The sequence below is a fragment of the Affinirhizobium straminoryzae genome (assembly GCF_007004135.1).
GTDB lineage: Bacteria > Pseudomonadota > Alphaproteobacteria > Rhizobiales > Rhizobiaceae > Neorhizobium > Neorhizobium straminoryzae.
This window is the reverse complement of record NZ_VJMG01000017.1, coordinates 13093-39452: the sequence shown is the minus strand read 5'-3', so window position 1 is coordinate 39452 and position 26360 is coordinate 13093. Positions and strand designations below refer to the sequence as shown.

25 protein-coding genes are annotated in these 26360 nt (G+C 64.2%); all 25 read left to right on the top strand.

Features of this window, described 5'->3' with window-relative positions:
- Position 1: 1 nt before the first annotated feature.
- On the top strand, positions 2-307 hold the full coding sequence (locus FNA46_RS07875) for a hypothetical protein (protein ID WP_143124648.1): 306 nt from the start codon (positions 2-4) through the stop codon (positions 305-307).
- Positions 304-1383 carry a DUF7146 domain-containing protein gene (locus FNA46_RS07870; RefSeq protein WP_143124646.1) on the top strand — a complete coding sequence of 360 codons (1080 nt, stop codon included), beginning with the start codon at positions 304-306 and terminating at the stop codon, positions 1381-1383. Before FNA46_RS07875 ends, FNA46_RS07870 begins: the two co-directional genes overlap by 4 nt.
- On the top strand, positions 1383-1691 hold the full coding sequence (locus FNA46_RS07865) for a Gp49 family protein (RefSeq protein ID WP_143124644.1): 309 nt from the start codon (positions 1383-1385) through the stop codon (positions 1689-1691). Before FNA46_RS07870 ends, FNA46_RS07865 begins: the two co-directional genes overlap by 1 nt.
- Positions 1688-2590, top strand: coding sequence for a hypothetical protein (locus FNA46_RS07860; protein ID WP_143124642.1), 903 nt, complete (start codon positions 1688-1690; stop codon positions 2588-2590). Before FNA46_RS07865 ends, FNA46_RS07860 begins: the two co-directional genes overlap by 4 nt.
- Positions 2591-2696: 106 nt before the next feature.
- Positions 2697-4520 carry a hypothetical protein gene (locus FNA46_RS07855; RefSeq protein ID WP_143124640.1) on the top strand — a complete coding sequence of 608 codons (1824 nt, stop codon included), beginning with the start codon at positions 2697-2699 and terminating at the stop codon, positions 4518-4520.
- Between the two features lie 424 nt (positions 4521-4944).
- Complete coding sequence (locus FNA46_RS07850) at positions 4945-5553, top strand: hypothetical protein (protein WP_143124638.1); 609 nt, start codon at positions 4945-4947, stop codon at positions 5551-5553.
- Between the two features lie 592 nt (positions 5554-6145).
- Complete coding sequence (locus FNA46_RS07845; protein ID WP_143124636.1) at positions 6146-7834, top strand: hypothetical protein; 1689 nt, start codon at positions 6146-6148, stop codon at positions 7832-7834.
- Positions 7835-7893: 59 nt separating this feature from the next.
- Complete coding sequence (locus tag FNA46_RS07840) at positions 7894-8298, top strand: hypothetical protein (RefSeq protein WP_185969762.1); 405 nt, start codon at positions 7894-7896, stop codon at positions 8296-8298.
- A gap of 120 nt (positions 8299-8418) precedes the next feature.
- The gene (locus tag FNA46_RS07830; protein ID WP_143124631.1) at positions 8419-9957 is read left to right on the top strand and encodes a portal protein; all 1539 of its coding nucleotides are present in this window, start codon (positions 8419-8421) and stop codon (positions 9955-9957) included.
- Entirely contained in the window at positions 9957-10322 is a 366-nt protein-coding gene (locus FNA46_RS07825) for a hypothetical protein (protein WP_143124629.1), read from the top strand. Before FNA46_RS07830 ends, FNA46_RS07825 begins: the two co-directional genes overlap by 1 nt.
- Before the next feature lie 15 nt (positions 10323-10337).
- Positions 10338-11228 carry a hypothetical protein gene (locus FNA46_RS07820; RefSeq protein WP_143124627.1) on the top strand — a complete coding sequence of 297 codons (891 nt, stop codon included), beginning with the start codon at positions 10338-10340 and terminating at the stop codon, positions 11226-11228.
- Positions 11229-11434: 206 nt separating this feature from the next.
- Complete coding sequence (locus FNA46_RS07815) at positions 11435-12304, top strand: phage capsid protein (RefSeq protein ID WP_143124625.1); 870 nt, start codon at positions 11435-11437, stop codon at positions 12302-12304.
- A 60-nt stretch (positions 12305-12364) separates the two neighbouring features.
- Complete coding sequence (locus FNA46_RS07810; protein WP_143124623.1) at positions 12365-12640, top strand: hypothetical protein; 276 nt, start codon at positions 12365-12367, stop codon at positions 12638-12640.
- 68 nt (positions 12641-12708) lie between these two features.
- Positions 12709-13338 (top strand): hypothetical protein, encoded by a 630-nt coding sequence (locus tag FNA46_RS07805; RefSeq protein WP_143124621.1) that lies wholly within the window; start codon positions 12709-12711, stop codon positions 13336-13338.
- On the top strand, positions 13338-15368 hold the full coding sequence (locus FNA46_RS07800) for a phage tail protein (RefSeq protein ID WP_143124620.1): 2031 nt from the start codon (positions 13338-13340) through the stop codon (positions 15366-15368). The genes FNA46_RS07805 and FNA46_RS07800 overlap by 1 nt, the downstream gene beginning before the upstream one ends.
- Positions 15369-15378: 10 nt before the next feature.
- Entirely contained in the window at positions 15379-15957 is a 579-nt protein-coding gene (locus tag FNA46_RS07795; protein ID WP_143124618.1) for a hypothetical protein, read from the top strand.
- Entirely contained in the window at positions 15957-18806 is a 2850-nt protein-coding gene (locus FNA46_RS07790; protein WP_246102936.1) for a transglycosylase SLT domain-containing protein, read from the top strand. Before FNA46_RS07795 ends, FNA46_RS07790 begins: the two co-directional genes overlap by 1 nt.
- A complete protein-coding gene (locus FNA46_RS07785) occupies positions 18803-20635 on the top strand; it encodes a serine/threonine-protein kinase (RefSeq protein ID WP_143124616.1) in 1833 nt (610 codons plus the stop codon). Before FNA46_RS07790 ends, FNA46_RS07785 begins: the two co-directional genes overlap by 4 nt.
- Positions 20636-20754: 119 nt before the next feature.
- Positions 20755-23142 (top strand): hypothetical protein, encoded by a 2388-nt coding sequence (locus FNA46_RS07775; protein WP_185969761.1) that lies wholly within the window; start codon positions 20755-20757, stop codon positions 23140-23142.
- Between the two features lie 67 nt (positions 23143-23209).
- Positions 23210-23479, top strand: coding sequence for a hypothetical protein (locus FNA46_RS07770; RefSeq protein ID WP_143124610.1), 270 nt, complete (start codon positions 23210-23212; stop codon positions 23477-23479).
- Positions 23480-23537: 58 nt separating this feature from the next.
- On the top strand, positions 23538-24794 hold the full coding sequence (locus FNA46_RS07765) for a hypothetical protein (RefSeq protein ID WP_143124608.1): 1257 nt from the start codon (positions 23538-23540) through the stop codon (positions 24792-24794).
- Entirely contained in the window at positions 24794-24994 is a 201-nt protein-coding gene (locus FNA46_RS07760; protein ID WP_143124606.1) for a hypothetical protein, read from the top strand. Before FNA46_RS07765 ends, FNA46_RS07760 begins: the two co-directional genes overlap by 1 nt.
- Positions 24995-25066: 72 nt before the next feature.
- On the top strand, positions 25067-25855 hold the full coding sequence (locus FNA46_RS07755; RefSeq protein WP_185969760.1) for a glycoside hydrolase family 19 protein: 789 nt from the start codon (positions 25067-25069) through the stop codon (positions 25853-25855).
- Positions 25852-26055: a hypothetical protein gene (locus FNA46_RS07750; RefSeq protein ID WP_143124604.1), complete on the top strand. Its 204-nt coding sequence runs from the start codon at positions 25852-25854 to the stop codon at positions 26053-26055. The genes FNA46_RS07755 and FNA46_RS07750 overlap by 4 nt, the downstream gene beginning before the upstream one ends.
- Positions 26052-26285: a hypothetical protein gene (locus FNA46_RS07745; protein ID WP_143124602.1), complete on the top strand. Its 234-nt coding sequence runs from the start codon at positions 26052-26054 to the stop codon at positions 26283-26285. Before FNA46_RS07750 ends, FNA46_RS07745 begins: the two co-directional genes overlap by 4 nt.
- Positions 26286-26360: the final 75 nt, after the last annotated feature.

The following is a 26360-nucleotide window of genomic DNA, read 5'->3' as shown; positions in this document are numbered from 1 at the left end:
GATGGGCAGGCGCAAGACAGATTTCCAAAATGGTCCCAAGGCTGGCCCGAGGATCGGAAAGCGCGCGGCGGCGGTGCTGGAGCGCATGCGCCGCAAGGGCGTGCTGCTGATGCGCCAGTCCTCCCAGGCGCCGGAGGCGGTGAATGGCGGGGGCTATCTTTACACCACGCATCCCGACGGCCGCGCGGTGGCGCCGAGCGCCGGCCGCATGCTGATTGCTGCCGGGCTGGTGGTATCGCGCCGCGACGACCTGTTTTCAGAACTTGACGGGGGGGGGCAACTTTACGCCCTGCCGGTGCCTGAATGAGCCGGTTTTCCGTCGCCAAGGACCGTGTCGTTTCCGATCTCGAAAGCATCGTCGAGGAGCTGCTGCATGCTTCACGCCGACACCTGAAGGGGGGCACCTGGGGTGTGCGCAACCCATACCGCGCCAAATCGCGCGAGAGCCAGATGGTGGTGTGGGTGCGCGGCGACCGGCGCGGCGGCTGGAAGGATTTTGTTTCCGGCGAAAAGGGCGATGCCATCGATCTCGTGGCCTTTGCGCTGACGGGCATCGTGTCCGACGACAGCCGCATGACGGCGCTGGCCTGGATCGAGGATCGCTACGGCCTGAAGCAGATGGACCCGAAGATGCGGGAGAAGGCCGCTGCGGAGGCGAAAAGCCGCCGGGCGGCCGCCCAGGCACGCGATGACAGGCGGCGGGAGAAGGCGCGCGATCGGTCGCGGAAGTTTTTCTATTCGTGCCAGGAGCAGCTGCAGGGAACCCCGGTGGAAGCCTATCTCGCCAGCCGGGGCGTGTCGCTGGACCTGGTGCCGGCGCTGGGGCGCTCGATCCGGTTTCATCCGGCCTGCGAATACTGGCGGGAGGAGGCCAGACCGACATTCCCCGCGATGATCTCCGCCATGGTGGATCATCAGGGCAAGCCCGGCGCCAACCATTACACGTTCCTGGCGGCGGACGGGCGCGGCAAGGCACCCGTGGAAAAGGCAAAGATGATGTTTCCGGAAACGTCCGGCCTCGTCATCCGCCTCACCAACGGGCCGAGCGGGCTTTCGCCGGAACAGGCGGTGAGCGCCGGCATTCGCGGGCCTGCCGGCGTGACGGAAGGCATCGAGGACGGATTGACCGGCGCCATTGCCGAGCCGGCGCTGCGCTTCTGGGCGGCCGGCAGCCTTTCCGGCCTGCTGACCGTGCCTGACCACGCGGCCATCAGTTCATGGATCGTTTTCAAGGACAACGACTGGGGCAAGCCCCAGGCGACCGCGCTGTTTAACCGCGCGATCGCCCGTCTCAAGAGCTTCGGGAAGCCGGTGGAAGTGATCGCGGTGCCGGCCGCCTGGGGAAAAGACCTCAACGACGCGATCAATTCAGGAGAATGGTGATGAATTCGGAAACCGAAATTGAGCGCGAAATCCAGCGGAAGGGTCTGACGGCGCCCAGGCTGACGCCGGCAGACATCGATGCTGCCATTCGCTCCGAGCAGTATCATGTGTTCGCCGAAACCACGCTGACGGTCTGCTGCCTGACGCTGCAGAACGGCTTCAACGTGACTGGCGAAAGTGCCGCCGCCAGCCCGGAAAACTTCGACGAGGAGATCGGCCGCAAGATCGCCAGAGAGAACGCCCGGAACAAGATCTGGGCGTTCGAAGGCTACCGCCTCAAGTGCCAGCTGGCGGCAGGTGCCGCATGAACATCCACGACATCGACGCGATCGAGATTGCCGCCGCCGTCGGCCATATGGCCGCCGGGCAGTTCTTCGCCATTCTGCAGGATGGCGATTGCTGGATTTCCCCGGAGATCGACCAGAAGGACATCGAGGCCATTCAGCATGCGGCGCTGACGCTGGGGGATTATGCCTGCGGCCGCGACCTGGTGCCCGGCCAGCTGATGACCTTCGCGGAACTGCAGGGCATCAGCACCGTGGATGCCAGCCTGGACGCCGAGCGCGCCCGGGGCTGGGCCTATGATCTGTTCACGGTGACAGCGAAGCATGCCTTCGGGCTGATCCGCGACGAGCGCAAGCGGCTGGCGGATGCGGCGGCAATTGCCGCGCAGCAGGAAAGCGCCAAGCCCCTGAAGCTGGAAGACAGCATTTTCGAGCCGCACGGCTCGCTGGGGGACCAGGAGCCCTACCAGCGGCAGTATCTGCTCGAGGCGGCCGAGCGGGCGGCGCGGGAGATCGAGGTGCAGAACAGGCCGGCGCCCTTGGGCGAATGGCAGGAGATCCGGCCGGCACCCAACCCCGGCGACGTGGTGGCCATGGCGGCCGCGATCGCGATCGGCCAGGCGATGACCCAGCAGAAGGAGAGCGAGCATGAAGAAGAAGCTGCAGATGCGGGACAGGCAGCGGGCAATCCGGGCACGGCAGCTGCGGCGACACCGCCGGCTGTTTGCGCTGGCGGTGATGCAGGATCGACCGAGGCTGATGCTCAAGCACACGTCGCAGGTGTTTCTGCGGCTGGCGAAGCAGGGTCGCCGGAAACGCTGCAGGGCGATGATGGCGCTGGGGCGGTGATCGCCCCGGCCGAGGACGCCACGACGACGGCCACGGGCGGCAAAAAGCCGGCCAGGGCCAAATCAGCGAACTAAAATCGGTATCCGAAAAGTCAACCGGAAGGCGGGTTTTGGCCCGCTTTCCGGCAGGGGATGAAAAAAAATTATGACGAGCCAGGAACCACAGGGCGGAACGCGGAAGGTGAGCGGTTTGATTGCGGGGGCGCATAACCGCGTGCGCCTGGCGGAGCGGCGTCGCGCCGCCCCCTATCCTGCCCCCGGCAGCGCGCTGGACGGCATCATGCCCGGCGAGTGGCGCGAGGCGGGGCGCGTGGATGCCACCGGATATCTGCCGGAAAACTGCCCGGTGCGGCCGCTGGGCTATGACGGCGAGAATTTCTTCTTCGAGGACACGATGGGCCAGGTGTTCAATACCGGCGATGGGGCGCTCGGCGTGGAGCGGATCCAGAAGCTTTTTGCCGGGCACGAGGACTTTCTTTACTGGGCATGGCCGGCCAAGGAGCCGAAAAAGATGCGCGTGGACCCCGGCTTCAAGGCCGAGCGGGTGCGGCGCGACCTGTTTTCCGCCTGCCGGGAGCGCGGCGCCTGGACGATGACCGACATGGTGCGCGGGCGCGGCGCCTGGCGCGATACCCGGGGCAAGCTGATCCTGCATTGCGGCGATCATCTGTGGGTCGATGGCGACATCGACGACACGGGCGAGCGCGACGGATTTTTCTACGCCCGGCGGCCGCCGAGCCTGGCACCCTGGGCGCACAAGGTGGAGGACCAGGACAACCCGGCGCCCGAGATTTTCCGCATGCTGCGGACCTGGAATTTCGAGCGCGGCGACCTGGACGCCATGATCCTGCTGGGGTGGATCGGCATTGCCATGCTGGGCGGCGCGCTGGAATGGCGACCCTCGATCTTCATCACTGGCGACGCCGGCACGGGTAAATCCGAGCTCATCGGCCGACATGGGCTGTTTCGCGCCATTCTGGGGCGCATGATGATCTCGACCACCAATGCCAGCGAGGCGGGCCTTTATCAGCTGGTGGGCCATGACAGCCTGCCGATCGCCATCGACGAGATGGAAGGCGACGAGGCCCCGGAGCAGACACAGAAGATCATCAAGATGGCGCGCGACGCGGCCAGCGGTTCCGTAAGGATCCGCGGCGGCCAGAACCACAAGGGCGTGGAATTCGAGGCGCAGAGCAGCTTCCTCTTCTCCGGCATCAACCCGCCACCCCTGCCCCCGGCATCACTCACCCGCATGGCCATCATCCAGCTGCGGCCGCTGCAGGTGACCAGCAACAAGGCGCCGACGCTGAAGGCGGCCGAGACAGTGGGCCCGCGGCTGCTGCGCATTCTGGCTGATAACTGGGAAGAGCTCGATTACCGGCTCGACGATTACTACGCCATTCTGCGGGAGGCTGGCCACAACAGCCGCGGCCAGAAGACGTTCGGCGCCTTCCTGGCGCTGGCCGATGTGATGATCGGCGATCGCGGGCTGCGGGAGCTCGGCCTGCCCTGCGACGAGCGCCACCAGTGGGGCGCAATGCTGAAGCCTTCCTCCCTGCCCGAGCTCGAGGGAACGGAGCCGGCCTGGAAGCAGGCGCTGGACGCCATCATGACCAGCCATATCGAGGCCTTCAGCGGCGGCCAGCGGCGCACGGTGGCGCAGGAACTGGCCCGCATCAAGCCGACCATGCCGGACGAGGAGATCAAGGAAGCCCGCGCCAAGCTGGCGGCCGCAGATCTCGCGGTGATGGGCACGACGGAAGAGCCGATCCTCTGCATACCCAACAGCAGCCGCACGATCGGCAAGGCGCTGCTCGACACGCCCTTCGGCGCCAGGAACGGCAATGGCCCGTGGAAGTTCGCCCTGCGACGGGGGCCGCCCGAGATCATCCTGCAGCCGGAGCAGGTGAAGGCCGGCATGACAGAGAACCGCGTGACCGTGGCCGGCCGCCAGACGCGGTGCCAATTCGTGAACCTCAAGGCCTATTTCGACTGGACCGCGTGACATGACCGCAACTCTCAAGAGCACAGGCCCGCCATTTTGCGCGCTTTTGCGGCCGAGAACCCACACCCCGACCCTTCGCGCTGCGCGGAACCGCGTGGTTGACGTTTTGCGGGCGGGTGTAGGGTCTATCCACGGTCGCAATGGTGGCGGGGCGTCTGTCTTTTTGTCTAGCGGATCGTCTAGCGGGTGAATTCAGGCAAGGCACTGAAAAGCCTCAACAAATTTCCAGCGCAAGACAATTAGACAATAAGACAGGCGAAACGCTCACATATGCACAGGCGCGCGCACGTATACGAGGAGTGTAATTGTCTAATTGTCTTATCGTCTAAATATATATGTAAGTTGTTGATATATATAGAAAAACAGAAAAGACAGCGCCTAGACAGGCCCTAGACAGTTTCCAGCCGGAGCGAGGAATTAAATATTGGCCCACGATGCGGAAAAGGATTTCCAGGAGCGCGCCGGCGGGGGATCGGGCGAGGCGCTCGACTGGCGCTCGGATGCCGAGGCGAGCCTGGGGCGGCATGATCCGGCGAAGGCCGAGCGGCGGCGCGGACGGCCGAAGGGGGCAGGCAACCGCAAGACGGCGGCATTTGCGGACTGGTACGCCGAGCAGGGCTTCAAGGATCCGCTCGAGGCGCAGGCGCAGTTCCTGACGGCCGATCCGGTGGCGCTCCAGGCGTGGTTTGCCGAGCATGAGCGGACGCTGAAGGCGATCGGCAAACAGGTCGGGCTGGCGGTCCCTGCCCTGATCGACATCGTGAAGGAGCAGATGGCCTGCGCCCGCGACCTGGCGCCATACCTGCACGGCAAGGCCAAGGTGCGCGAGGACGATCCGGACCAGCGCCTGCCGGTGCTGATCCTCAACCTGGGCACAAACCAGCTGGATCAGGCCCAGCAGGTCGCCCAGGCGCGGGGCTTGTCGGTCGGCCAACCGCTGACCATCGACGCAAGCAAAATCAATGGCTTAGCTGGTGCGAGCCGTGAGGCTTTTGCGGGCGTCAGCCTCACGGATAGCAAGAGCGAGGAATAACAATGGCTTACGACGCAATCTCGCTGATCACATGTCAGTCACTTGGACAGGCGGCCCGCGAGGGGGACCGGCCTGTTTCGGGCGATCGGCCTGCCCCGGTCCAGCCGGCGGCGGCACCCATGCCCCCCCTGCATGGCTCGACACCCCCCCGGGGGGCGGCCGGCCTTCCCCCGAAGGGGGTACCCCCCCTAGTTGAGGGAGGGGCGCACGCGCACCGATCCAATTTCCGGCAAGGGGCCTATACCCCGGCCGGGGAGCCCGACCCGGGGCTGGATGCGCCGGACTTGCTCAACCTGCCCCGGGTCGGGGTTCGGGAGGAACGGCATGCGAAGCTGGTCCAAGCGGTTGCGACGGGCCGCGCGGTCCTTCCCGCTTCTGCCGGGGTCGGGGTTCTGGTCTGTGGTGGTGGGCTCGCCGCGCCAGTGGCAATTGCCGCCGGCTCTTTCGGCGATCCTCCGTCTATCCTGCTCCTGCCGGAGGAGTTGTTCGAGCGGACACCTTCCGCCCTGCGGGCTGCAGGTGACTTCAGCGGAGCCGGCGCGCCTGCGCTGATGCGCGCGCCGGCACTTCCGCGCGGCAAGAGGGCCGCGCGATGAGCCAGCATCTGGTCGATATCGTCAATCGCGACGACATCAAGACGTACAACGACGCGGAAATGCGCGACCTCGTGGCGAAGCTCGAGCGCTACGAGGATTTCAACCCGTTCAACTACACGCCGCCGGGGCCGGTCGCCCAGGCGTTCATCCTGTCGGAACTGACGACGGCGTTCCTGATGGGGCCGCTGGGCGGCGGCAAGACGACGGCCTGCGCCTTCAAGCGCATTTACGCGGCCACGCTGGCGCCGATCGCCTGGCACCCGGAAACAGGCAAGCCAACCCGCATGTGTCGCTGGATCGTGTTGCGCGACACCTTCCGATCGGCGGAAAAAACCGTTCTCGAAAGCTGGAAACAATGGTTTCCGAAAACCTATCCGGGCTCCTCCTGGTCGGGCGGCAATGATCGGCCGGCGATCCACACGCTGCGCTTCATGGGGCAGGACGGCATCACGATCGAGGTGGTGACCGAGTTCGCCGGCCTGGGCGAAAACTCGATCGAAACCCTGATGAAGGGGCGCGAGTATTCCGGCGCCTGGCTGAACGAAGCGGACACCCACGCCGCCGGCGCCCTCGATGACGCCGAACAGCGTGTCGGCCGCTATCCATCCGCCAAGATCCTGCTTTCCGAGGATGAGCTCCTGGCGCTCGAGCGCACCATGGGGCGCAAGCTGGTCAACGGCCGCCGCAGGGCGCAGGTCATCGGCGACCTCAATGCGCCGACGCTGGACAACCACGTCTACGAAAAGTTCGTCAAGAAGCAGACGCCGGATCGTCACCTGTTCCGCCAGCCGTCGGGCCGATCGCCCGAGGCCGAGAACCGCTTCAACCTGGAGCCGGACTATTACGACAAGATCATCCGGAACCAGGAGGAGCATTTCATCAAGCGGATGGTCGATAACGAGTTTGGCTATTCCCGCCACGGCAAGCCGGTCTATGAAAGCTTCCGCCGCGATCGCCACGTCGCGCGCTCCCGCATCATCCTGAACCCGCGCCTGCAGCTGGGCATCGGCGTCGATACCTCCATGCATGCCCTGTCTCCGGCGGCCGTCTTCGGACAGGTGCACAATCCCGGGCGGATCGCGGTGTTGCGCGAGCTCTACAAAGGGCACGGGGTCGGCACGGCGCGCTTCGGTGAAGGGCTGAAAATGACGCTGTCCGAACATTTCTCGAATGCGGGAAGCGTGCGGATCTGGATCGACCCGGCGGCGGAATATGGCGCCGACAAGGAGGGTGGCCAGCTGAGCGCCATCGAGACGCTGTCGGTGATCCTCGGCCTGCCGGTTCTCATTCCCTTCAACGGCTCCAACGAAATCGGCATGCGCCTTGACGGGGTGAAGATGGAATTGCGCGGCTATCTGGAGGCCGACACGCATCTGCTGATCGATCCGGAGGGATGCCCCCAGCTGATCGAGGGTTTCGATGGCAAATACCGCTACAAGAAACGGCCGGAGCATGCCTCGAACGAATACGAGGAAACGCCGGAAAAGAAACATCCCTGGTCTGACCTGCACGACGCCCTGCAGTATCTGATCGGCGGCATTCGCGGCCGCACCGCCATTCTTCGTGCGGCCGGCGACGCAAAATCTGGCAATGACGGTGACGGCGAGGAACGCCGCCGGCGCCGCGATCGCAGCACCTCGCCCTGGGGTCAGGGTGGTTTCGACGTGCACAAGGCCACCTGGTGATGACAATCGAGATCGACAGCCCCGCAACGCTGCTCGACATCGCCGACATTCACGGGTGCATGTCGCCGCTGGTCTGGGATATCTGCCGCGAAATGCGGCGCAACGGCCGCACCTGGTCGCTGCGCATCGATGGCGATCTCATCGGCGTCTTCGGCACCTATGGTGACGAAAAAGGCGCGGAAGCATGGTTTGCCGTGCGGCCGGCCGCTTCCCGCCACATGCTGTTCCTGTGCCGCCAGATCCGGTTGACCCTAGCCTCCCTTGATTACCCTGAAATCGTGGTGTTCTGCGAGACGGAAGCCGGCCGGCGCATTGCCGCGCTCTGCGGTTTCCAGTTCGCCGCCCATTTCGAGCAAAGGGAAATCTGGCGATATGGGAAATCTGATCGGCGGGGGGTCGCAGAAGAAGGCCCTGGCACTCCAGCAGCAGCAGGCGCAGGCGCAGCAGCGGCGACAGCTGGCTGACCTTGCCCGCCAGCAGGCCGAAACCGACCAGGCGGCATCCGCAAAAACCGGCCGCCGCAATGTTGGCGGCCAGATGCTGACCTTCCTTTCGGGCGACGGGATCGACACCCTGGGCGGTGCATGATGACCAGCATCACCGCCCTCAACGCCAGGCGCAATGTGGCCCGCCGCGAGCGCGACAGCTTCAAGCCCCTGCTCGACGACGTCTACCGCTATGCGATCCCCTTCCGCAAATCGACGCGGGACACGGGTCCGGCAGAAAAGCGCGTCGACCAGGTGTTCGATCATACCGCAATCGACAGCGCCTTCCGGTTTGCCGGCAAGATGCAGCAGGATTTCTGGCCGGCCGGACAGGACAATTTCTCGATCGAGCCAGGCCCCATCGTTCCCGAGAACCAGGTCGATGCGCTCAAGCGCGAGCTCGAGCCGATTTCCAAGGTTTGCAGCGCCTTTTTCGAGGATGGCGACTGGGACCTTGCCTTCCACGAAATGGCGCTTGATCTCTGCGCCGGTACCGGCGCCATCCTGATGAACCCTTCGCAGGAGCCAGAGGTGCTTTGGGAGCCGATCTCCGTTCCGACCGAGGAGCTGTTGCTGGAAAGCGGCCCCAACAACAAGATCGCCGGCATCTTCTGGGATCGCAAGATGACGATCCAGGTGATGATGGATACCTGGCCTGAAGGCAAATATCCGCAAATCCTCAAGGATATGCAGAAGCAGAAGCCCGACACGGAAGTGGAGGTGCATGTCGATACGATCTGGGTCGGCAAGGACCGGCGCTGGAACATGATCGTGTGGTGCGACAAGCATGACAAGATCATCTACAAGACCCAGAGCCGCACCTGCCCGTGGCTGACGCCGCGCTATTTCCGTGTGCCCGGCGAAACCTACGGCCGCGGGCCCGCCATGCTGGCCATGCCCACGACGAAAACGCTGAACACCGCCGCCCGCCTGCAGCTGCAGGCAGCCGCCATTGCCATGCTGGGCATCTATACCGCTGTGGATGACGGGGTGTTCAATCCGGATCTGGCGGAAGTCCGCCCCGGCAAGTTCTGGAAAGTGGCCCGCAATGGCGGCGCCATGGGGCCTTCGATCACCCGCTTTCCCGATCCGCGCCTCGATCTTTCCAACATGGTGCTGAACGAGCTGCGCATGGGCGTGAAGGCCACCATGATGGACCAGTCCCTGCCGCCGGACGGCGCCGCCGTGCGATCGGCAACCGAAATCCTCGAGCGCGTCAAGCGCCTGGCATCGGACCATCTTGGCGCCTACGGCCGCCTCGTCAAGGAAGTCACCATTCCGGCCGTCAAGCGGGTGATCGAACTGGCCTATGCCAAGGGCCTGATCAGCCAGGATGTGGCGATCGACCAGCTGCTGGTGAAAATCCGCGTGAAGAGCCCGCTGGCAATCGCCCGCGAAGCGCAGCGCGTGGAGAAGATCGTCCAGTGGCTGCAAATGGTCATCATGATCATGGCCGAGCGGTCCAACCGCGTCGCGCATGTGGAGGTGGCGCTTGCCGATATCGGCGGCCAGCTGGGCGTTCCGCGCAACTACATCGTCACGCCCGGCGAGCGCCAAGAGATGGACAAGCAGGAAGCGGCCGCGCTTGCCGCGCAGGCCGCGCTGGCGGCCGGCGGTGCGCCACAAGGAGCCATGTAATGCAACCCCAAAGCTTTGAAGAGATGATTTCCCGCGCCGCCAGTGGCGGTCACGAATGGTTCGACCAGGTCGATGCGAAGCTGCGTTCGGCGATCGACGTGCAGCAAGAGAAGGACGCCGAGGATGCCCGGGCGATTTCCGGCGCCTGGGCGGACTTTGCCGCGACGCCTGCCGGCCGCAAGGCGCTGGAACGCCTGTTCGACACGACGCTGCGGCGCACCGTGTTCTTCGTGCAACTGGGGCTCGATGCCCAATCCATGGCAACCTTCGGCGCCTTCCGTGAGGGCCAGAATGCGGTTGCCTACGAGATTGCCCGCCAGATCGGCCTGGGCAATGCGGAGGCGGTGACGCCCCGCGAAACCTGAAGAAAGGCGTGAACCATGCATGAATTCCTGATGCGCCGTTTCGAGCGGCTTTTGAACGATGGCGGAATGGGTGGCGCCGGCGGCGACGGCCCGGGCAACGGTGACGGCGGCGACCAGCAGAGCGGCGGAGCCGGCGGCCAGAATGACGGCACCTCCTGGAAGGCTCCGGACGGCATTCCGCCCGAGCTGATCGGCGGCACGGCCGACGAGACGCTGGGCAAGCTGCTGAGCGCCTATGGCGAACTGGACAAGCGCGCCGCCGGCTTGCGCGAGAAGATCTCCAAGCTGCCGGCCGCGCCCCAAAAGCCGGACCAGTATGCCTTCGAGCCCGGCGAGGACCTGAAGGACTATTTCGGCGACCTCTCCAAGGATCCTGTCTTTGCATCCGCACGGCAGGCGGCGCACAAGTACGGCATGAGCCAGGACCAGTTTGCCGGTTTCATTTCCGAGACCTTCGGCCCGCTGGCCAAGGAAGGCCTGCTGATCAAGCCCTACGACCCGAAGGCCGAAGTGCAGGGCTACATGAAGGCGACGGGGCTGGATGCCAAGGCGGCATCCACAGCGCTCGAGGCGAACATGGTGTTTGCGAGGGGTATTTCCGAGCAGCTGCAACTGCCGGACAGCCTGAAATCCGATGCGCAGGCCCAGCTGATGGCGCTGACCGATACGGCGGTGGGCAATGCGCTGCTGGCAGCGTTCTCCGCACGCTTCAACGATATCGGCATCCGGATCTCCGGCGATGGCGGCCAGGCCGGCGAGATGACGGCCGCAGACCTGAAGCGGCTGGACAGCGACCCGCGCATCGATCCGCGCAATCGCGACCACAAGGACCCGAACCAGCGCTATGATGAGCAGCTTCGCCAGCGCTATGACGAGGCCTACCGCAAGCTCAACCCCCGCAAGTGATCGATCCGCCGCCATTTTTGAAAGGCCGGGCCGCAAGCCCGGCCTTTTGCATGCCCGGTTGACCCGATCGGCCACGCCGTATCGTCGAGGCTAGCAACGGGTGGACCTGCAAAAGCCCCGGCCTCTCCGGCCTGACCGGACCCGGGCGGCTCAAGCGGCCTCTCCTCCCCGGTGTCTTTCCCAAAATTCATCGGAGATTTTCCCCAATGACGCTTGAAGCAAACAACTGGTTCACCACGCAGTACGCTGCCCGGGCCATGCACATCTACCAGAACGAAGGCAACCGCCTGCGTCCGACCGTCACCCCCGCCACGCGCTTCGTCGGTTCCGAAAAGGCCGTGTTCTGGCTGGCCGGCAAGTCCAAGGCGGTAAAGAAGGACCGCCGCCAGCGCAACACGCCCTCGAACGCTGCCCGCAAGAAGTTCGAGGTTGCCCTCGAAACCTGGACCGCCTTTGACGAAATCGAGGAATGGGACCTGGACCGCATGACGGTCGACGAAAAGGAGGTCGTCTACCAGTCCGGCGCCATGGCGCTTGGCCGCGCCACCGACATCGAGATCTACCAGAAGATGGCGGCGGTGAAGACCTCGGCCGACGTGGACTATTCCGGCGGCGCCTTCTCGGCCGCGAATGCGCTCGATCTCTGCGCACGGCTGCAGACCGACCAGGTGCCGTGGGATGGCAAGGTCTATTGCGGCCTGCCGCCCTTGCAGTGGAACCAGTTCCTGGCCAACAAGGTGGTCAACTCTTCCGATCATGTCGGTCCGGATGTCCCCTTCGTGAAGGCGACTGACACCCGCTTCTGGAACGGCGTCAACTGGTTCCTCTTCGTCGAGGAAGATGCCCAGGATCTCTATCCCGTCCCCGCCTCCAACAAGCAGGACCTGTTCATCTGGCATCAGTCCGCCATGGGCTGGGGGGCGCATACCGATCTGCAGGTCAAGGTCGACTGGGACAACCGCGAAGACGTCTGGACCGTCAACATGAAGGCCAAGGGCGCCGCCAAGGACCTGCAGGAAGGCAAGGGCATCCGTCGCTTCACCACCTCCACCAACTCGGCGATCGCCATCGTCTGACGCGCAGCCAGGCGGACGGCAACGCCCGCCTTTCTCAACCTTCCATCGGAGACTGACATCATGGCTTTCGACATCAAGGGCTTTCGCACCGTTGACTGGATGCCCAACCCGTCCGGCGAGGCCGGCGCAAACCTGAACGTGCACAAGTATGTGACCAATGACGACACGTCCGCCGTCCAGACGTCCGGCTACTTCAACTCGATCTGGCGCCGCCTGAAGAAGGGCGACCACATCGACATGACGCTCGATCTCGACGCCACGGTGATGCGGCGAAACTACATCGTGACCGCATCCACCTCTTCCGGCGTCACGGTCGCGGCGCAGAACGTCGCCTGACGATCTGCCCACGCGCGCCGCCGCCGGATCACGCCCCGGCGGCGGCATGCTTTTGAAGGGATACCGCCATGGCGCTGACCACCTATGCCGACATCATCAACGCCGCCTGTGCGCGGATCGGCGAGGAGCCGGTGCAGGACTTTGACGACGACCTGGGCGGCGGGCAGAGCGCGCTGCTGATCTACGAGGAAACCGTCGATTTCAATCTCGGCCTGCAGCCTTCCGGCTTTTTCTTCGCCCGCGAGGTTCGCCAGCTTTCCAAGCTCTCGGTCGCAGCACCCTTTACCGGGTTCAGCCATGTTTTCGAGGTGCCGCAGCCGGCAATCGGCCCGCCCGTTTACCTGACCGACGACCCCAGCGACCCGAACCGGCGCTATACCAGCTTCATCCTGACGGCAAACCAGGTGCACGCGGCCGACAATCCGCTTTACGCCATGGTGAAATTCCGCCCCGATCCGCACCGATGGACGCCGACCTTCCGTAGCGCCACCATTACCGCGCTTGCCGGGCATCTTGCCTTCGCCATTGCGTCCGATCGCGGCCAGCGATCCGACCTGCTGACGCTGGCCTATGGCACCCCGCAGGAGAATTTTCGCGGCGGGATGATGCGCACGGCATTGAACGAGGACGCTTTTGCCAATCCGGCCCGGGAGATCAAGGCTGACAACAATCCGCTCACCATTGCCTGGAGATCCTGATGGTTGCCCGCCCCGGACGCACGCAAGCGGCCTTCACTGCCGGCGAACTGGACCCGCTGCTGCATGACCGAACCCAGCTGAAGTATTTTTCCACCGGGCTGAAGCATGCCGAAAACGTGGTCATCACCCCGCAGGGCGGCATGCGCGTTTCCGATGGCCTGCGGCTGGTGGGCAACCTGCCTTCCGGCGCCGACAGGATCTTTCCCTTCGATGCATCCAACGGCACAAGCTACGACCTGGTGTTTGCGGGCACCACCTGCCAGGCCTGGGGCGCGACCAGCCTTTCCGCCAGCTTTACCGTTTCCGGCATTTCCGGACTGCTGCCGGAAATGACATTTGCGCAGCGCTTCGACACCATGTTGCTGTTTCACCGCGACCTGCAATCCAAGCGCATTCGCCTGACGACGAGCGGCTGGGTGGTGGATGACCTGCCCTATGCCAATATTCCGCGCTATGATTACGGCGCCACCTATTCCAACGGCGTGCCGGCCGTCTGGCGACTGGAATTCGTGGGACTGGACAGCGGCACATCGATTTTCACGCTGACCATTTCGCAGCAGGAAACCTTCTCGATCACCTACAACAGCACCATGGCGACGCTGGTGAGCGCGATCCAGGCCGCGATTGCCGACCTGCCCAACGTGGCGGCCGGTTTCGTGGTGGCCAGCCCCAGCGCGAACATCGTCACCATCACGTTTTCGGGCGCCGGCAACGAGGGCGACGGCTGGGCCGTTTCCGGCGAGATCGTCAACAAGGCGGATGCGGCCATCGTGGCCTCGAAAACCACTGTTGGCGTAAAACCGGGCGAGGCTGTGATTTCCAGCACGCGCGGTTGGCCCCAGTGCGGCGCCTTCTGGCAGCAGCGATTGCTGGTGGGCGGCATGAAAGGCCTGCCCAATGCCTGGCTCATGTCGCGCACCGGCGACTATTTCGAGTTCAACGAGCGGTTCACCGATGCCAACGGACCGGCACTGGTGCCGATGGACATTGCCGGCGGGGAAACGATCGAGGCCATCGTGCCGTCGTTGAACCTGCTGATCTTTACTTCGCAGGCAGAATACTGGATTGCCGAGCGGGCGCTTTCGCGCACGGAAGCGCCGAACCATGTGCAGGCCAGCCGGCACGGCAGCAATCGCGGCCTGCCCGTGACCGAGAACGAAGGTGCGGCCATCTGGTGCCACAAGAACCGCTCGACGATCGGCGAACTGCGCTATACCGATGCCGAGGGAAATTTCATTGCCACCGATATTTCCCTGCTGGCGCCGCACCTGCTGCGCAATGTGCGTGACATGGCGGTGCGCCGCACGACGGAAACGATCAGCTGCAATCTTCAGGCCATCGTTCTCGACAGCGGCGAGGCCCGGCTGGTTTCGCTGCTGCGCGAACAGGAGGTGACCGCCTATGCCCGCCGCACCAGCCAGGGGCTTTTCAAGCGGGTTTCCCGCAACGGCCGCAACCAGCTCTCCTTCATCATGGACCGCGCCGGCACGCGCACGCTGGAGCGGATGGAAACCGGGCTGCTGCTCGACGAGGCGATCGACCTGACGGTTTCTCCCGCCTCGAAAACCGTGACCGGCCTTTCCCGTTACAATGGACGGGAAATCTGGGTGATTGGCGATGGCGATGTGTTTGGCCCCTATACCGTGGCAAGCGGCCAGGTGGTGCTGCCAAAGGCCGTTTCAGCCGTGACGGCCGGCACCTGGAAGCCGCCGATCATCGACACGCTGCCGCCGCCGCGCGATGTGGGCCCCAACACGGTGCTGAAGCGCAAGGCGCGCATTCACACCGTGCACCTGGCGCTGGACGACACGACCAGCCTTGCGATTTCCACCAATGGCGGCGCGCTGAAGGAAGTGGACCTGTTCCGCTTCGGGGTGCTGGCGGACGTGCCCGAGCTCAACCAGGGCTTTTCCGGCGTGATCAAGATCGGCGGCCTGCGCGGCTATGCCGACGAACCCTTCGTGCGGATCTCCCAGCTTCGCCCCGGTAGACTGAACATCCGCTCGATTACCGTCGAGACTGCGCTTTAGGAGGGTTGAGATGGAATTGGCCGTGACGGCAATCGGCAAGGTTCTGGGCGGGCTTGGCCTTGGCTCGGCCGCAGGCGCGGCCGCTGGTACAGCGGCGACAGGTGCCGCTGCAGCCACAGGCGCAGCCGCCGCATCGTCCGGCGCGCTGACCGCGCTGCAGGGGTTGGGTAGCGTGCTCAAAGTTCTCGGCACGATCGGCGCGGGCGCGGCCGCCGCCAGCGAAAGCCGGCAGCTGGCAGTGGAAGCCGACCTGCAGGCCGGACAGGAGCAGCTGGCGGGCCAACAGCGGCAGAACCGCATTCGCCAGGAGCTGGGCCGCGTGCTGGGGCAGAACGACGTGACCTATGCGGCTGCCGGCATCGATCTTTCCGGCGGCATTGCCCAGAGCCAGGCGCAGACCGCACGGCAACAGGCGCAGACGGAAATCAGCATCGACCAGCGCGACACGGAATTCCGGCGCGCGATGTATCGCCAGCGCGCCATCGGGTACCGCCAGCGCGCCAGCACCCAAAGTGGCGGCGCTCTTCTGGGTGCCCTTGGCACGGCCGCTGATTTTGGAATTCAGCTTGCGGGCAGAGGAAGCGCCTGATGGTTAACCTGCAATCCAGAAAACCGGGACAGATCCAGCAGCTGACCGGCGAAGGACAGATTTCGCGCGACGTGCCATCTGCCGCCGTCAACACCGGGCAGGGTTGGGAGGCGCTGGCGAATGTGGCCGGCCACCTTTCCCGCCAGCTGGGCGACATGGCCGACAAGGCGCTGCAGCGCGAGGCATTGACCGCGGGATTGCCCGTTGGGCAGGCGGCCGGACAGGCGACGATCGACGCGGCCAACAGCCGGGCCGCCGCAGCCTCTGCCGCCGGACAGGTGCCGCCAGCGCCAGAAGAGATCCGCAAGACGATCTCGGACGCGGCGGCGCGCCATGGCGTGGACCCGGCCGGGCTTCTCCAGGTGGCGGGGCTGGAAAGCGGCTATAACCCGCAGGCCAAAAACCCGAATTCCAGCGCCGGAGGTCTGTTCCAGTTCGTCGATGGCACGGCCCAGCAATACGGCCTTGCCGATCGCTTCGATGCGACCCAGGCATCGGATGCTGCCGCCCGACTTTACAAGGACAATACGGCCGCACTGCGCAAATCGCTGGGGCGCGAGCCGACTGCCGGTGAGCTTTATCTTGCACACCAGCAGGGCGCCGGCGGCGCGGCCAAGCTGCTGACCAACCCGGACGTGCCGGCGGAAAGCCTTGTGGGCGCCGACGCGGTGCGGCTGAATGGCGGAACGCCCGGCATGACGGCTGGCGAATTTGCCAACCTCTGGATCCGCAAGGCAGGCGGATCTGCGGCCGGCGCCTTGCCCGCCGCGGACAGGCCGCCGCAGGTGCTGCCGACCGCGCCGCTTGCGCTTCGGCGCGACGGCACGATCTATGGCGAGGCCTACGACAATGCCGTGATGTCGGCCTATACCTGGCGGATGCAGCAGGGCGTTTCGACGGACCTGTTTGCCATTCAGCAGCAATATTCCGACGACCCGGAAAAGTTCGCGGCAGCGCTTGCCGACGTGCGCGCCAAATATGAGGCGGACCCGAACCTTTCCGACCCCCTTCTGAAGGAAGCATTCAACCGCAGCTTCTCCCAGCAGTCGGAAGCCTATGTGCGCAATGTGCAGGCGCAGGCCGACAAGCGGATGCGGCAGGAGCAGCTTTCCGCCTTTGCCGATGGTTTCGACGCGCAGCGCGTGGACATCGAGCGGCAGGCGCAGCTGCTGGGCGCCAACCCGGAGGGCGATACGATTATCGGTCAGCAGGTCGGGCGTGTGACCATGCAGATCGACCGGGCGGCCGCACTTGGCACGATCACGCCGCTGCAGGCCGCGAAATACAAGGCCGACCTTGCCGAAACGGCAGCCTTTGGCCGGGTGCAAGGTGTTTATGAAGCGCTGCCGACGCCGGAACAGAAAGAGCAGTTTGCGCTGCAGATGCTGGACGAATGGCGCGCCGGCAAGGGGCCGTTGGCGCGGCTGCCCTATGACACAGTGAAGGCGCGATCAGAGCTTTTCCGCCGCGATGCCCGAGCCGAAATCAACCAGCGGCAAGCGGCAAACAAGGCAGAAGCGTCGCGCCTGGCAACCCTTGCTGATGATGACGTCGCGTCAATCCAGACAACTGGAAAAGGTCTTGATCCATCCACCGGGTTGACGCCCGAGCGCGTGTTGCAGCTTTCCGGAGAACAGGGCCTGCAGCAATGGCAAGCCGCCCGTGAAAGAGCTGGTCGCATTTACGACGCCACGAATGGCATGGAGGCGCAGTCGGCCGCCGATATTCGCGACCGCCTCGAGCTTATCCAGCCCAAGGCCGGCACGCCAGGGTATGCAGAGGCCCTCGACGTCTATCAACTTGCGCAGAAGCGCGCGCAGGATGTTCTGAAGGAACGACAAACTGATCCGCTTGGCCAGGCCGCACGCGCCGGTGTGGTATCCGTCACCGCCATCGACCCCAGCAGCGCTGACACCCTCGCAGCCACGCTGACCGAACGGCGCCAGGCGCAAACGGCCGTCGCTGGCCTTTACGGGCAGAGCGTGCCCGTGTTCCGCCCCGGCGAAAAGGAGATGCTGACCGCAGCCCTGCAGACCAATCCGGAGGCGCTACCGGTTTTTGCCTTCACCGTGCGAAAGGTGTATGGCAACGACGCGCCACGCGTCATCGGCGAAATCGCTGAAGACGCCCCGGTCATTGCACACGCGGCTGGCCTATCACTGGCGACCGGCGACAACAGCGTTGCCGCGGACGTAGCCAACGCGCTCGGCATGAAGCGTGAAAAACTATTTACCGCAAAGATGCCGACGCCGGGAGAGATCACCAAGTTTGCCTCCACGCAGATCGGTGGCGCCTTTGTCGCCGATCCCCGCACACAAAGCGCCGTGTTGCAGACGGCCACTATTCTGTTCGAACAGGCCGCGAACGCACAGAATTTCGATCCAGCCGAAATCAAGACGTCTGGCAGCATAGCCCAAGCGGCATTTTCGCGCGCACTGGATCGCGCCGCCGGCGGTCGCACGATCGGCGGTGTGGCCTATGGCGGTATCAGCGACGTCAACGGCGCTCCAATCGTTGTTCCGGCCGACATGCCCAAGGATCGCCCGCAACAGCTTTTGCGCAACCTGACCAAAGACCAGCTTGCCAAGTTGCCGCCAATCGACAGCGGAGACTACCCACTGCCCATCTCCGCAATTCGCGGAGCAAACCTCGTATCCGATGGAGACGGACTTTATCGCGTCTCCCTTGGCGATCCGCTCTCGGAGGACCCGAAATATCTGGTGCGCCCGGACGGCACCTATTGGCGCCTTGATATCCGGGCGCTGGAAGCCATTGCCGCAGAAAACAAGCCTAGCCTCGGCTTCAGCGACACCAACTTCAACCCCTTCGGATGGCAGCCCGGCCGATGAGCTTCTGGTATTCCGACACAAGCACTGAACGCCCCACGTCCATCGCGCGTGGCGAAGCGAGCCTGGGAGAGATATACTCCGCCGCCACGGACCAGATGCGGCTGGTGGACAACCAGACTTCGGCAGTCGAGGCGCTGACGCGTGCTTACGACGAACGCATCAAGGCGATCCAGGACGCGACCGGCGAAAGCTTGCCAAACCCGATGCGGCAGGCAACGTCGAGCGCCGATCGGCAATACACCGAACTGACGGCCGGCAGCACCGTTTTCATGCGCGACGCCGCTCCGGAACTGGCGCAGCAGAAAGCCGATGAATTCAGCGCACGCCTTACGGAGATCGCAAATCGATACCCGGAAAAGGCAGCGATCATCGGCGCCGATCGCCCCGTCGAGCGCGACGCCGAAGCGTTGGCAAGACAGGCCGACCAGCGCCTTGGAAAGGCACTGGCCAGCCGCGACGGCTTGAGGAAATGGGGTGCACTGATTGCGGGCGGGATGGTTGGCTCCGGCTATGATCCGATGCAGGTTGGCACCTGGATCATTGGTGGCGGACCAGGTGGCGCACGCACGGCGGCCGGCCGGATCCTGCAGACGGTCATCTCCGAAGCCGCCGTCAACGGCTTGACCGAAGCGATCCAACAGCCGCAGATCCAGGCCTGGCGAAAGCAGGCCGGCTTGCCCAACGGACCCGCAGAGGCAATGCAAAACGTTGCGATCGCCGGCCTTCTTGGCGGCGCGCTGGGAGGAAGCTTTCAGGCAGCGGGCGAAGGGATATCCCGGGCATTGCGATCGATCGATCCGGAAGCCGCCGTTCGCGCGCTTGCGGAAGCGCCCACGGCATCGCCGGAATTGCGCGCTGCAGTGTCTGGCGACACCAAGGCTGCGGCAGATCTTCTGACGCCCATTCGCGCAGACCTTCCTGCCGAAGCGCGGGGTGCGCTTGCGGCCATTGACATTGACCGCATGACGGCAGATGCAAAGCCGGCTTCCGCTTCTGCTGCCCTGCACGACAGCGCCAGCACACGCGCCATCGCAGCCGCGCAAACCAGCACCGCATTTTTCCACGACCCTGCCCCGGAGCAAATCGCCCGCATTGTCGACCAGCTGATACCGCCATCGACTACGAGCAAGACCGGCGCAGCTGATACCATTGACCGTTTCCTGATGCGCGCCGGAGGCGTACAGGACTACAAGGGAGAACTGAAAGCGCTTGGCCTGGAAAACCGATCCGAGCGGTTCGTCGGCAAACTTGTGCGCGAAGGCGGTATGCCGCTGGACCAGGCGCGGCTTCGGGCGGCAGAAGCCGGCTATTTCAACGACCTCTATGGCACAGCGGAAAATGCCATGGAGAAATCCACCATTGCCGATCTGCTTGATGCGCTCGATACAGCCTCACGCGACAGCACCGCCATTCGTGCCGATGACGGCGGCCGCGCCTATGCGGAAAGCCTGGTCTATGACATCGCCGCGAGGGCCGGCCCTGCCGTCGATGATCATCTCATCCTCAAAGCGGCAGAGCTCGCCAACGCGGAAAACCTGCCGCCGGCCGAAGCGCTCGACCGCGTGCTTATCGCCGACGACGCTCAGCGCTTTGCGGCCGAAGACGAGGCGGCGGCCGGATGGAACCCGGCGGACAGAACGGGCGGACTTGACGACCCGCTCGGCTTTCCCGACGAAATGTCCTTCAGCCGCCGTGACATTATCGGCCTTGATGACGATTTCGAAATCCCATTTTTCGATGACGACCGCCCTGTGACGGGTGCCGTCATCCTCGACGAGATCGAGCGCCTCGATCACCTGACTGCTGTTGTGGAGGCTTGCCGCCTATGAGTTTTGCCGATTGCCTGCGCAACGCCGTCGAAGGCGGCGAATTGAACGCGGAAGACGCCAAGCGCCTCGAGCGCGACTTCAGACGGTTTCGCGACCGCTTTGCCAACAACAGCGAGGCGATGGCCGACGCGGAGGCAAAAAAGGCACTGACGGAACTGCTGAAGGCGGAGAGCGCGCATCAGAAGCGCAAAGCCAAACTTTCCCTTCAGTCTATCCAGAGGATCTCTGCTGCCCTCTCCTCCTACAAGAACGCAAAGGGCGAGCATGATATCGCAGCCGCTGCGATCGATACGCTGGAGCATTTTGGAACGGCCCCCTTCCCTTCGGTCGAAGGTCGCCGCAAGGCAATCGTCGGCATGGCGCATGCTCGCATGGAAGATGCCCTTTACCATTTTCGCCGTTCAGCAATTGCCGGCGACCTTGTTCGCCACAACAAGGCAGATCTCGACAATGTTCTCAGGGAAGCCTTCGGACAGAACACCGGCGACGCGTCGGCAAAGCATTTCGCCAAAGTGTGGGAAGACACCCACGAATGGCTTCGCCAGCGGTTCAACGGCGCCGGCGGCGCGATCGGCAAGCTTGAACGCTGGGGCCTTCCACAGCACCACGACGCGCGCGCGCTCCGCAAAGCAGGACTGCAAACCTGGAAAGATGCGATCCGGCCGCTGCTGGATGTCAGCAGGATGAAGCATCCCCTGACCGGCAGGGCGGTCGATCCCGGCGAGCTCGACGATATTCTGACCGAGATCTGGACCAACGTCGCAACAGAAGGCTGGGCAAAGAAGGAGCCGTCGCGCCAAGCGTTCGGCCGCGGCGCCCTTGCCAACCAGCGCGCCGACCACCGTTTCCTGATTTTCCGGAATGCCGATAGCTGGCTTGCCTATCAGCGCGACTTTGGCAGCGGAGGCGACATATTCGCCTCGATGATGGGTCACATCAACGCGATGGCAAAAGACATCGCTGCCATGGAAGTGCTCGGTCCCAATCCCTCCGGCACCATAGAATGGATGAAGCAGGCGATCCGTAAACAGGCCATGCAGAAAGCGGCCGGCCAGAAAAGCGTGCTGGCGGGCGATGCCGCAAAGGCGAATGATCTCGCGGCCAGCGCCGAGCGAAAGCTTGACAGCCTCTGGGGCAGTATTCGAGGGACGCTCGAGACGCCTGTGAACAGCACATGGGCGGCCGGTTTTGCGTCGGTACGTTCGCTGATCACGGCCTCTGTTCTTGGCTCCGCAATGCTTTCTTCGCCATCGGACATCGGCACAACGATGGTTGCCCGCTCCTTTGCCGGCATTGGCGCCCAGGGTGCCATGCGAGACATCGTTCAAGCCATGAGCAGTTCCACCCGCCGCGAGGCCGTGGCGGCCGGGCTTATCCTCGATAACGCCATGCACGTCTTCCATGCTCAGGCCCGATACATTGGCACAATCGACGGGCCGGGCTGGTCCAGCTTCCTGGCCGATCGAGTGCTCACCCTGTCCGGACTTACGCCCTGGACGCAAAGCGCGCGGCACGCTTTCGGCCTCGCCTTCATGCGCACGGCGGCAGAGAATGCCGTCAAGAGCTTCGATCAGCTGCCTGATGCCTTTCGCGCCACGTTTGCCCGTTACGGTATCCGCCCCGCAGACTGGGACCGCATGCGGCGCATGCCGCTGCATGACATGGGCAGTGGCGTAAAGATCCTGCGCCCGCAGGAAATCGCCGAGCGGATCGACGACAAGCTTGCCGAGCGGTTCCTCGAGATGATCCAGTCCGAAACCGAATATGCCGTGCCCAATGGCTCGCAGCGCTCAAAGGTTGCTCTGGTGGACCAGAACCGGCCGGGCACATTCCTTGGCGAGGTTGTTCGCAGTTTTGCCCAGTTCAAGAGTTTTGGTGCCGTCTTCCTCATTCTGCACGGCCGACGCATGCACCAGCTCCTGCAGGCCGGACAGACGGCAAAGGGCGCTGCCTATGCGGGATCGCTGCTCATCTCGACCACACTGTTCGGCGCCCTTTCCCTGCAGCTGAAAGGCCTTGCTCAGGGCCGAGATCCGCAGGATATGCGTAACAAGGCGTTCTGGGGAGCCGCCATCCTGCAAGGCGGCGGCCTGGGCATCTATGGCGACTTTCTGTTCTCGAACATCAATCGTCAAGGCGACGGATTTGCAACCACCCTTGGCGGCCCCGTCATCCAGCGCGCTAACGATCTCTGGAACCTCACCGCCGGAAACGTCGTCCAGCTGGCCAGCGGCGAGAAAACTCATTTCGGACGCGAGCTCGTCAAGTTCATGAAAGGCAGTACGCCGGGCGGAACCATCTGGTACACACGCCTGGCCTGGGAGCGTATCCTGATGGATCAGTTACAGTTCCTCGTCGATCCGGAAGCAGACAAGGCATTCAAGCAACGCCAGCGCTTCTTTGCCAAGGAGTTTGGCCAGCAGTTCTGGTGGGCGCCAGGTCGCACCGCACCCCAGCGCGCCCCCAATATTGGCGCTGCACTCGGAGCAGTTCCTTCGCCACGGTGACCCGCATCTTTCCCCGCTGCCAAAAGCATGCTTTGGTTGTAAAGCTATTTCTGCAGTGGGGGCATGCATGAAGAAATATCGATTACTGTTTCTCACCTTTGGCCTGGTCGGTTGCGTTCATCAGCCACAAGGATCGTTCCATCGTATTTCCGATGGATTGCGTGTCGATGCCAATCCGCAGATCGCCGCCGCGTTTCAAAAGGACCGTGTCATCTGCGACGGGGAAGCCTCAAAGGCCGCCCTGCAATCGACCGAGAAAAACCTCTACGCTCATACTTTCAACCTCAACACCATTTTCGACGCCTGCCTGGCAGAGCGCGGCTATCTGCGGAAATAACGGTTGACCCGACCGCGCGCGTGAAAAACTGGCCCCCATCGAACACATGGGGTTCTGCATGAGCGCTGTCTTTCCGATCGAAGATGATCCGCGATATCGCATCATCACGGCATCTGCCGGCCAGACGGCATTTGCCGTGGCTTTTCCGTTCCAATCCGCCGGCGATGTGAAGGCGTTCGAGGAAGACGCCGGCGAATGGGTGGAGATCGACGATGCCGGCTATACGGTGACGGGTGCCGGCAACCCTTCCGGTGGCACGCTGACCTTCACGGCCGGGCGCACGGGCGGAGAGCGGATCCTGATCCTGGGGCTGGCGGTGCTGGAACGGTTGACCAGCATCGTGCTGAACGGACGGTTTTCAAGCCGCGCCACCGATGACGAGCTCGATCGCAACCGGCTGATCCAGCAGGAGCTGAAGCGGGAAATCGACCGCGCCGTGAAGGCCTCCTATGGCGAGACGGCGCCGACGATCGATCTCAGCGTGCCCGATGGGTCCGTGCTGATCAAGAACGGCCTGCGCCTGGAGGCAGGCCCGAGCAGCGACCAGATCAGTGCTGCGCAGGGCTATGCGGAGGATGCGATTGCGGCGGCCGCCGATGCATTGGCGGCGGCAAACCAGGCGCTGGCTGCCGCCGCGGCGGCCGCTGCCTCTGCGGCATCCATCGCCCTGCCCTCTCCCGCAGGGGCCGGCAATGCCGGAAAGGTGCTGCAATCCAGCGGATCGGCCTGGATACTGGATGTGCTGGCAATTGCGCAGGTCAGCGGCCTGGCCGATGCGCTTGCGGCAAAGCTGGCGCTGGCTGGGGGGGTGATGACGGGCAACCTCGCCATCCACAAGGCGACCGCGCAGATCCGGCTGGCGCTGGCCAACGGCACACTGCCCTGGGACATTCGCTACGACAGCACCACGCTCTCCTTCTACTACAACAACACCCAGGTTCTCCGGATTGGGCAGGATGGAAACATCAATGCGACGGTGCTGGGGGACTGGCTGTCGACCATTCTTGGCAACAAGGCGGCGACATCGCAGCTGTTCGGCGTTGGCCAGACATGGCAGGACGTGACGGCATCGCGCGCGGCGGCCACCTGGTATCAGAACAGCGGGTCCAGATCGATCGATGTGTGCATATCCTCCGCCTCTTCCGGAGGAACGACCCGCGTCAAATGTGGCGCTTCCATCGGGTCTGCTGCCCCTGTCGGCATCACCGGGGCGGCCGGCAACTATTCCACGACTGTCACGTTTGCCGTGCCGCCCGGCGGCTATTACGGGCTGGATGGTCCGGCGTCGATTTCACTGTGGTCGGAGATGAAGTGATGGAAGAATTTGGATGGTTCTGCCCTGGGATTGGCTACTGGCAGAGCATTTCGTGGCCGGACGACGAGACGCGGGCGGCCTATCCGCCGGGCACCGTGCAGGTGCCGCTGAAGCCGATGCCCACCACGGAATATATCGACTGGACCTGGAGCGGATCCGAGTGGATCGGCGTTCCGCGCCCGGCCGAACCCGCGCCGTGACGGGCGCCCGCATTTGACGGCATCCCCTGACGCTTAAACTCGGCTCCAGTTTTCACCGGCTGGAGCCTTTTCATGGATCGCGGCATTTTTTTCGACCGGGCGCAGGCCGCCTTGAAGTCCGGCCTGTTCAGCACGGCGCAGCGCAATGGCACGCTGCTGATCATTGACACCGCCGCCAGCAGCGGAATGGCGCTGACGCATCTGGCCTATGTGCTGGCCACGGCCTGGCACGAAACGGGCACGGCCATGCGCCCCGTGGAAGAAAACCTGAACTACAGCGCTGCGGGCCTGCTGAAGGTTTTCCCGAAGTATTTTTCACGAGAACAGGCCAGCGCCTATCAGCGCAACCCGCAGAAGATTGCGAACCGCGCCTATGCGAACCGCATGGACAATGGCAACGAGGCCAGCGGCGACGGCTGGCGGTTTCGCGGCCGCGGGCTGGCGCAGATCACCGGCCGCGCCAACTATCGCACCTATGGCATCGAGGGCGAGCCCGACAAGGCGCTCGAGCCCGAAACCGCCGTGCACATTCTGCTCGACGGGATGAGCCATGGCCGCTTCACCGGCAAGGCGCTTTCCACCTATCTCGACGGCGCAGCGCCCGACTATCTCGGCGCGCGGCGCATCATCAACGGCCAGGACATGGCGGGCACGGTTGCGGATTATGCCCGCGCCTTCGAGCAGGCCTTGCGCGCGGCCGGCTATGCCCCGGCGCCCTCTCCTGCCCCCGCCGCGCCGGCACCCTCCGCTGGCGCGATTGTGTCGCCGGCAGTCTCGATCGAGCGCAGGCCGGTTTCCGGCGGCTGGCTGCCGCAGCTGCTGATGGCGCTTGCCGGCATCTTCGGAGGCAAGAAGGCATGAGCGCCGTATTCGCCCGCATTCTTCTGCGCTATGCCGCCGGCGCGCTGGTGGCGCGCGGCCTGCTCGACATCGACACCGCCGCCGGGATCTCCACAGACCAGGACCTGGCGGCCGTGGCGCAGATCGCGATCGGCGCCGGCATGGGTGCTGCCACGGAAATCTATTACGCGCTGGCGCGGCGCTTCGGGTGGTCGCGATGACCCGGATTGTCATCGCCGCCGGCATCATCCTCGCCATAGGCCTCGTGCTGGCCGCCACCTATCACCAGGGACAGCGACAGGAGCAGGCGGCCACGGCGGCCGCCAATGCGCGCGCGCTGACCGAGCAGATCAAGGACAGGAGCCTTATCGATGACCAGGTCAACCGCATGTCTGTTTCCGATCTTTGCGCTGGTCTTGGCGGGGTGTGGCGCGACGGGACGTGCCAGTGACGGTGCGGGCTATGCGCTGCTGATGCCCGCCTCCGCCACGCGCGCCTTCATCCTCAAGCACGACCAGGCCTTCGC

Excerpts from the sequence above, each read along its gene's own strand:
- FNA46_RS07875 (WP_143124648.1), top strand. The coding sequence starts at position 2 with ATGGGCAGGCGCAAGACAGATTTCCAAAATGGTCCCAAGGCTGGCCCG.
- FNA46_RS07870 (WP_143124646.1), top strand. The coding sequence starts at position 304 with ATGAGCCGGTTTTCCGTCGCCAAGGACCGTGTCGTTTCCGATCTCGAA.
- FNA46_RS07865 (WP_143124644.1), top strand. The coding sequence starts at position 1,383 with ATGAATTCGGAAACCGAAATTGAGCGCGAAATCCAGCGGAAGGGTCTG.
- FNA46_RS07860 (WP_143124642.1), top strand. The coding sequence starts at position 1,688 with ATGAACATCCACGACATCGACGCGATCGAGATTGCCGCCGCCGTCGGC.
- FNA46_RS07845 (WP_143124636.1), top strand. The coding sequence starts at position 6,146 with ATGAGCCAGCATCTGGTCGATATCGTCAATCGCGACGACATCAAGACG.
- FNA46_RS07840 (WP_185969762.1), top strand. The coding sequence starts at position 7,894 with ATGTCGCCGCTGGTCTGGGATATCTGCCGCGAAATGCGGCGCAACGGC.
- FNA46_RS07830 (WP_143124631.1), top strand. The coding sequence starts at position 8,419 with ATGATGACCAGCATCACCGCCCTCAACGCCAGGCGCAATGTGGCCCGC.
- FNA46_RS07825 (WP_143124629.1), top strand. The coding sequence starts at position 9,957 with ATGCAACCCCAAAGCTTTGAAGAGATGATTTCCCGCGCCGCCAGTGGC.
- FNA46_RS07820 (WP_143124627.1), top strand. The coding sequence starts at position 10,338 with ATGCATGAATTCCTGATGCGCCGTTTCGAGCGGCTTTTGAACGATGGC.
- FNA46_RS07815 (WP_143124625.1), top strand. The coding sequence starts at position 11,435 with ATGACGCTTGAAGCAAACAACTGGTTCACCACGCAGTACGCTGCCCGG.
- FNA46_RS07810 (WP_143124623.1), top strand. The coding sequence starts at position 12,365 with ATGGCTTTCGACATCAAGGGCTTTCGCACCGTTGACTGGATGCCCAAC.
- FNA46_RS07805 (WP_143124621.1), top strand. The coding sequence starts at position 12,709 with ATGGCGCTGACCACCTATGCCGACATCATCAACGCCGCCTGTGCGCGG.
- FNA46_RS07800 (WP_143124620.1), top strand. The coding sequence starts at position 13,338 with ATGGTTGCCCGCCCCGGACGCACGCAAGCGGCCTTCACTGCCGGCGAA.
- FNA46_RS07795 (WP_143124618.1), top strand. The coding sequence starts at position 15,379 with ATGGAATTGGCCGTGACGGCAATCGGCAAGGTTCTGGGCGGGCTTGGC.
- FNA46_RS07790 (WP_246102936.1), top strand. The coding sequence starts at position 15,957 with ATGGTTAACCTGCAATCCAGAAAACCGGGACAGATCCAGCAGCTGACC.
- FNA46_RS07785 (WP_143124616.1), top strand. The coding sequence starts at position 18,803 with ATGAGCTTCTGGTATTCCGACACAAGCACTGAACGCCCCACGTCCATC.
- FNA46_RS07775 (WP_185969761.1), top strand. The coding sequence starts at position 20,755 with ATGGCCGACGCGGAGGCAAAAAAGGCACTGACGGAACTGCTGAAGGCG.
- FNA46_RS07770 (WP_143124610.1), top strand. The coding sequence starts at position 23,210 with ATGAAGAAATATCGATTACTGTTTCTCACCTTTGGCCTGGTCGGTTGC.
- FNA46_RS07765 (WP_143124608.1), top strand. The coding sequence starts at position 23,538 with ATGAGCGCTGTCTTTCCGATCGAAGATGATCCGCGATATCGCATCATC.
- FNA46_RS07760 (WP_143124606.1), top strand. The coding sequence starts at position 24,794 with ATGGAAGAATTTGGATGGTTCTGCCCTGGGATTGGCTACTGGCAGAGC.
- FNA46_RS07755 (WP_185969760.1), top strand. The coding sequence starts at position 25,067 with ATGGATCGCGGCATTTTTTTCGACCGGGCGCAGGCCGCCTTGAAGTCC.
- FNA46_RS07750 (WP_143124604.1), top strand. The coding sequence starts at position 25,852 with ATGAGCGCCGTATTCGCCCGCATTCTTCTGCGCTATGCCGCCGGCGCG.
- FNA46_RS07745 (WP_143124602.1), top strand. The coding sequence starts at position 26,052 with ATGACCCGGATTGTCATCGCCGCCGGCATCATCCTCGCCATAGGCCTC.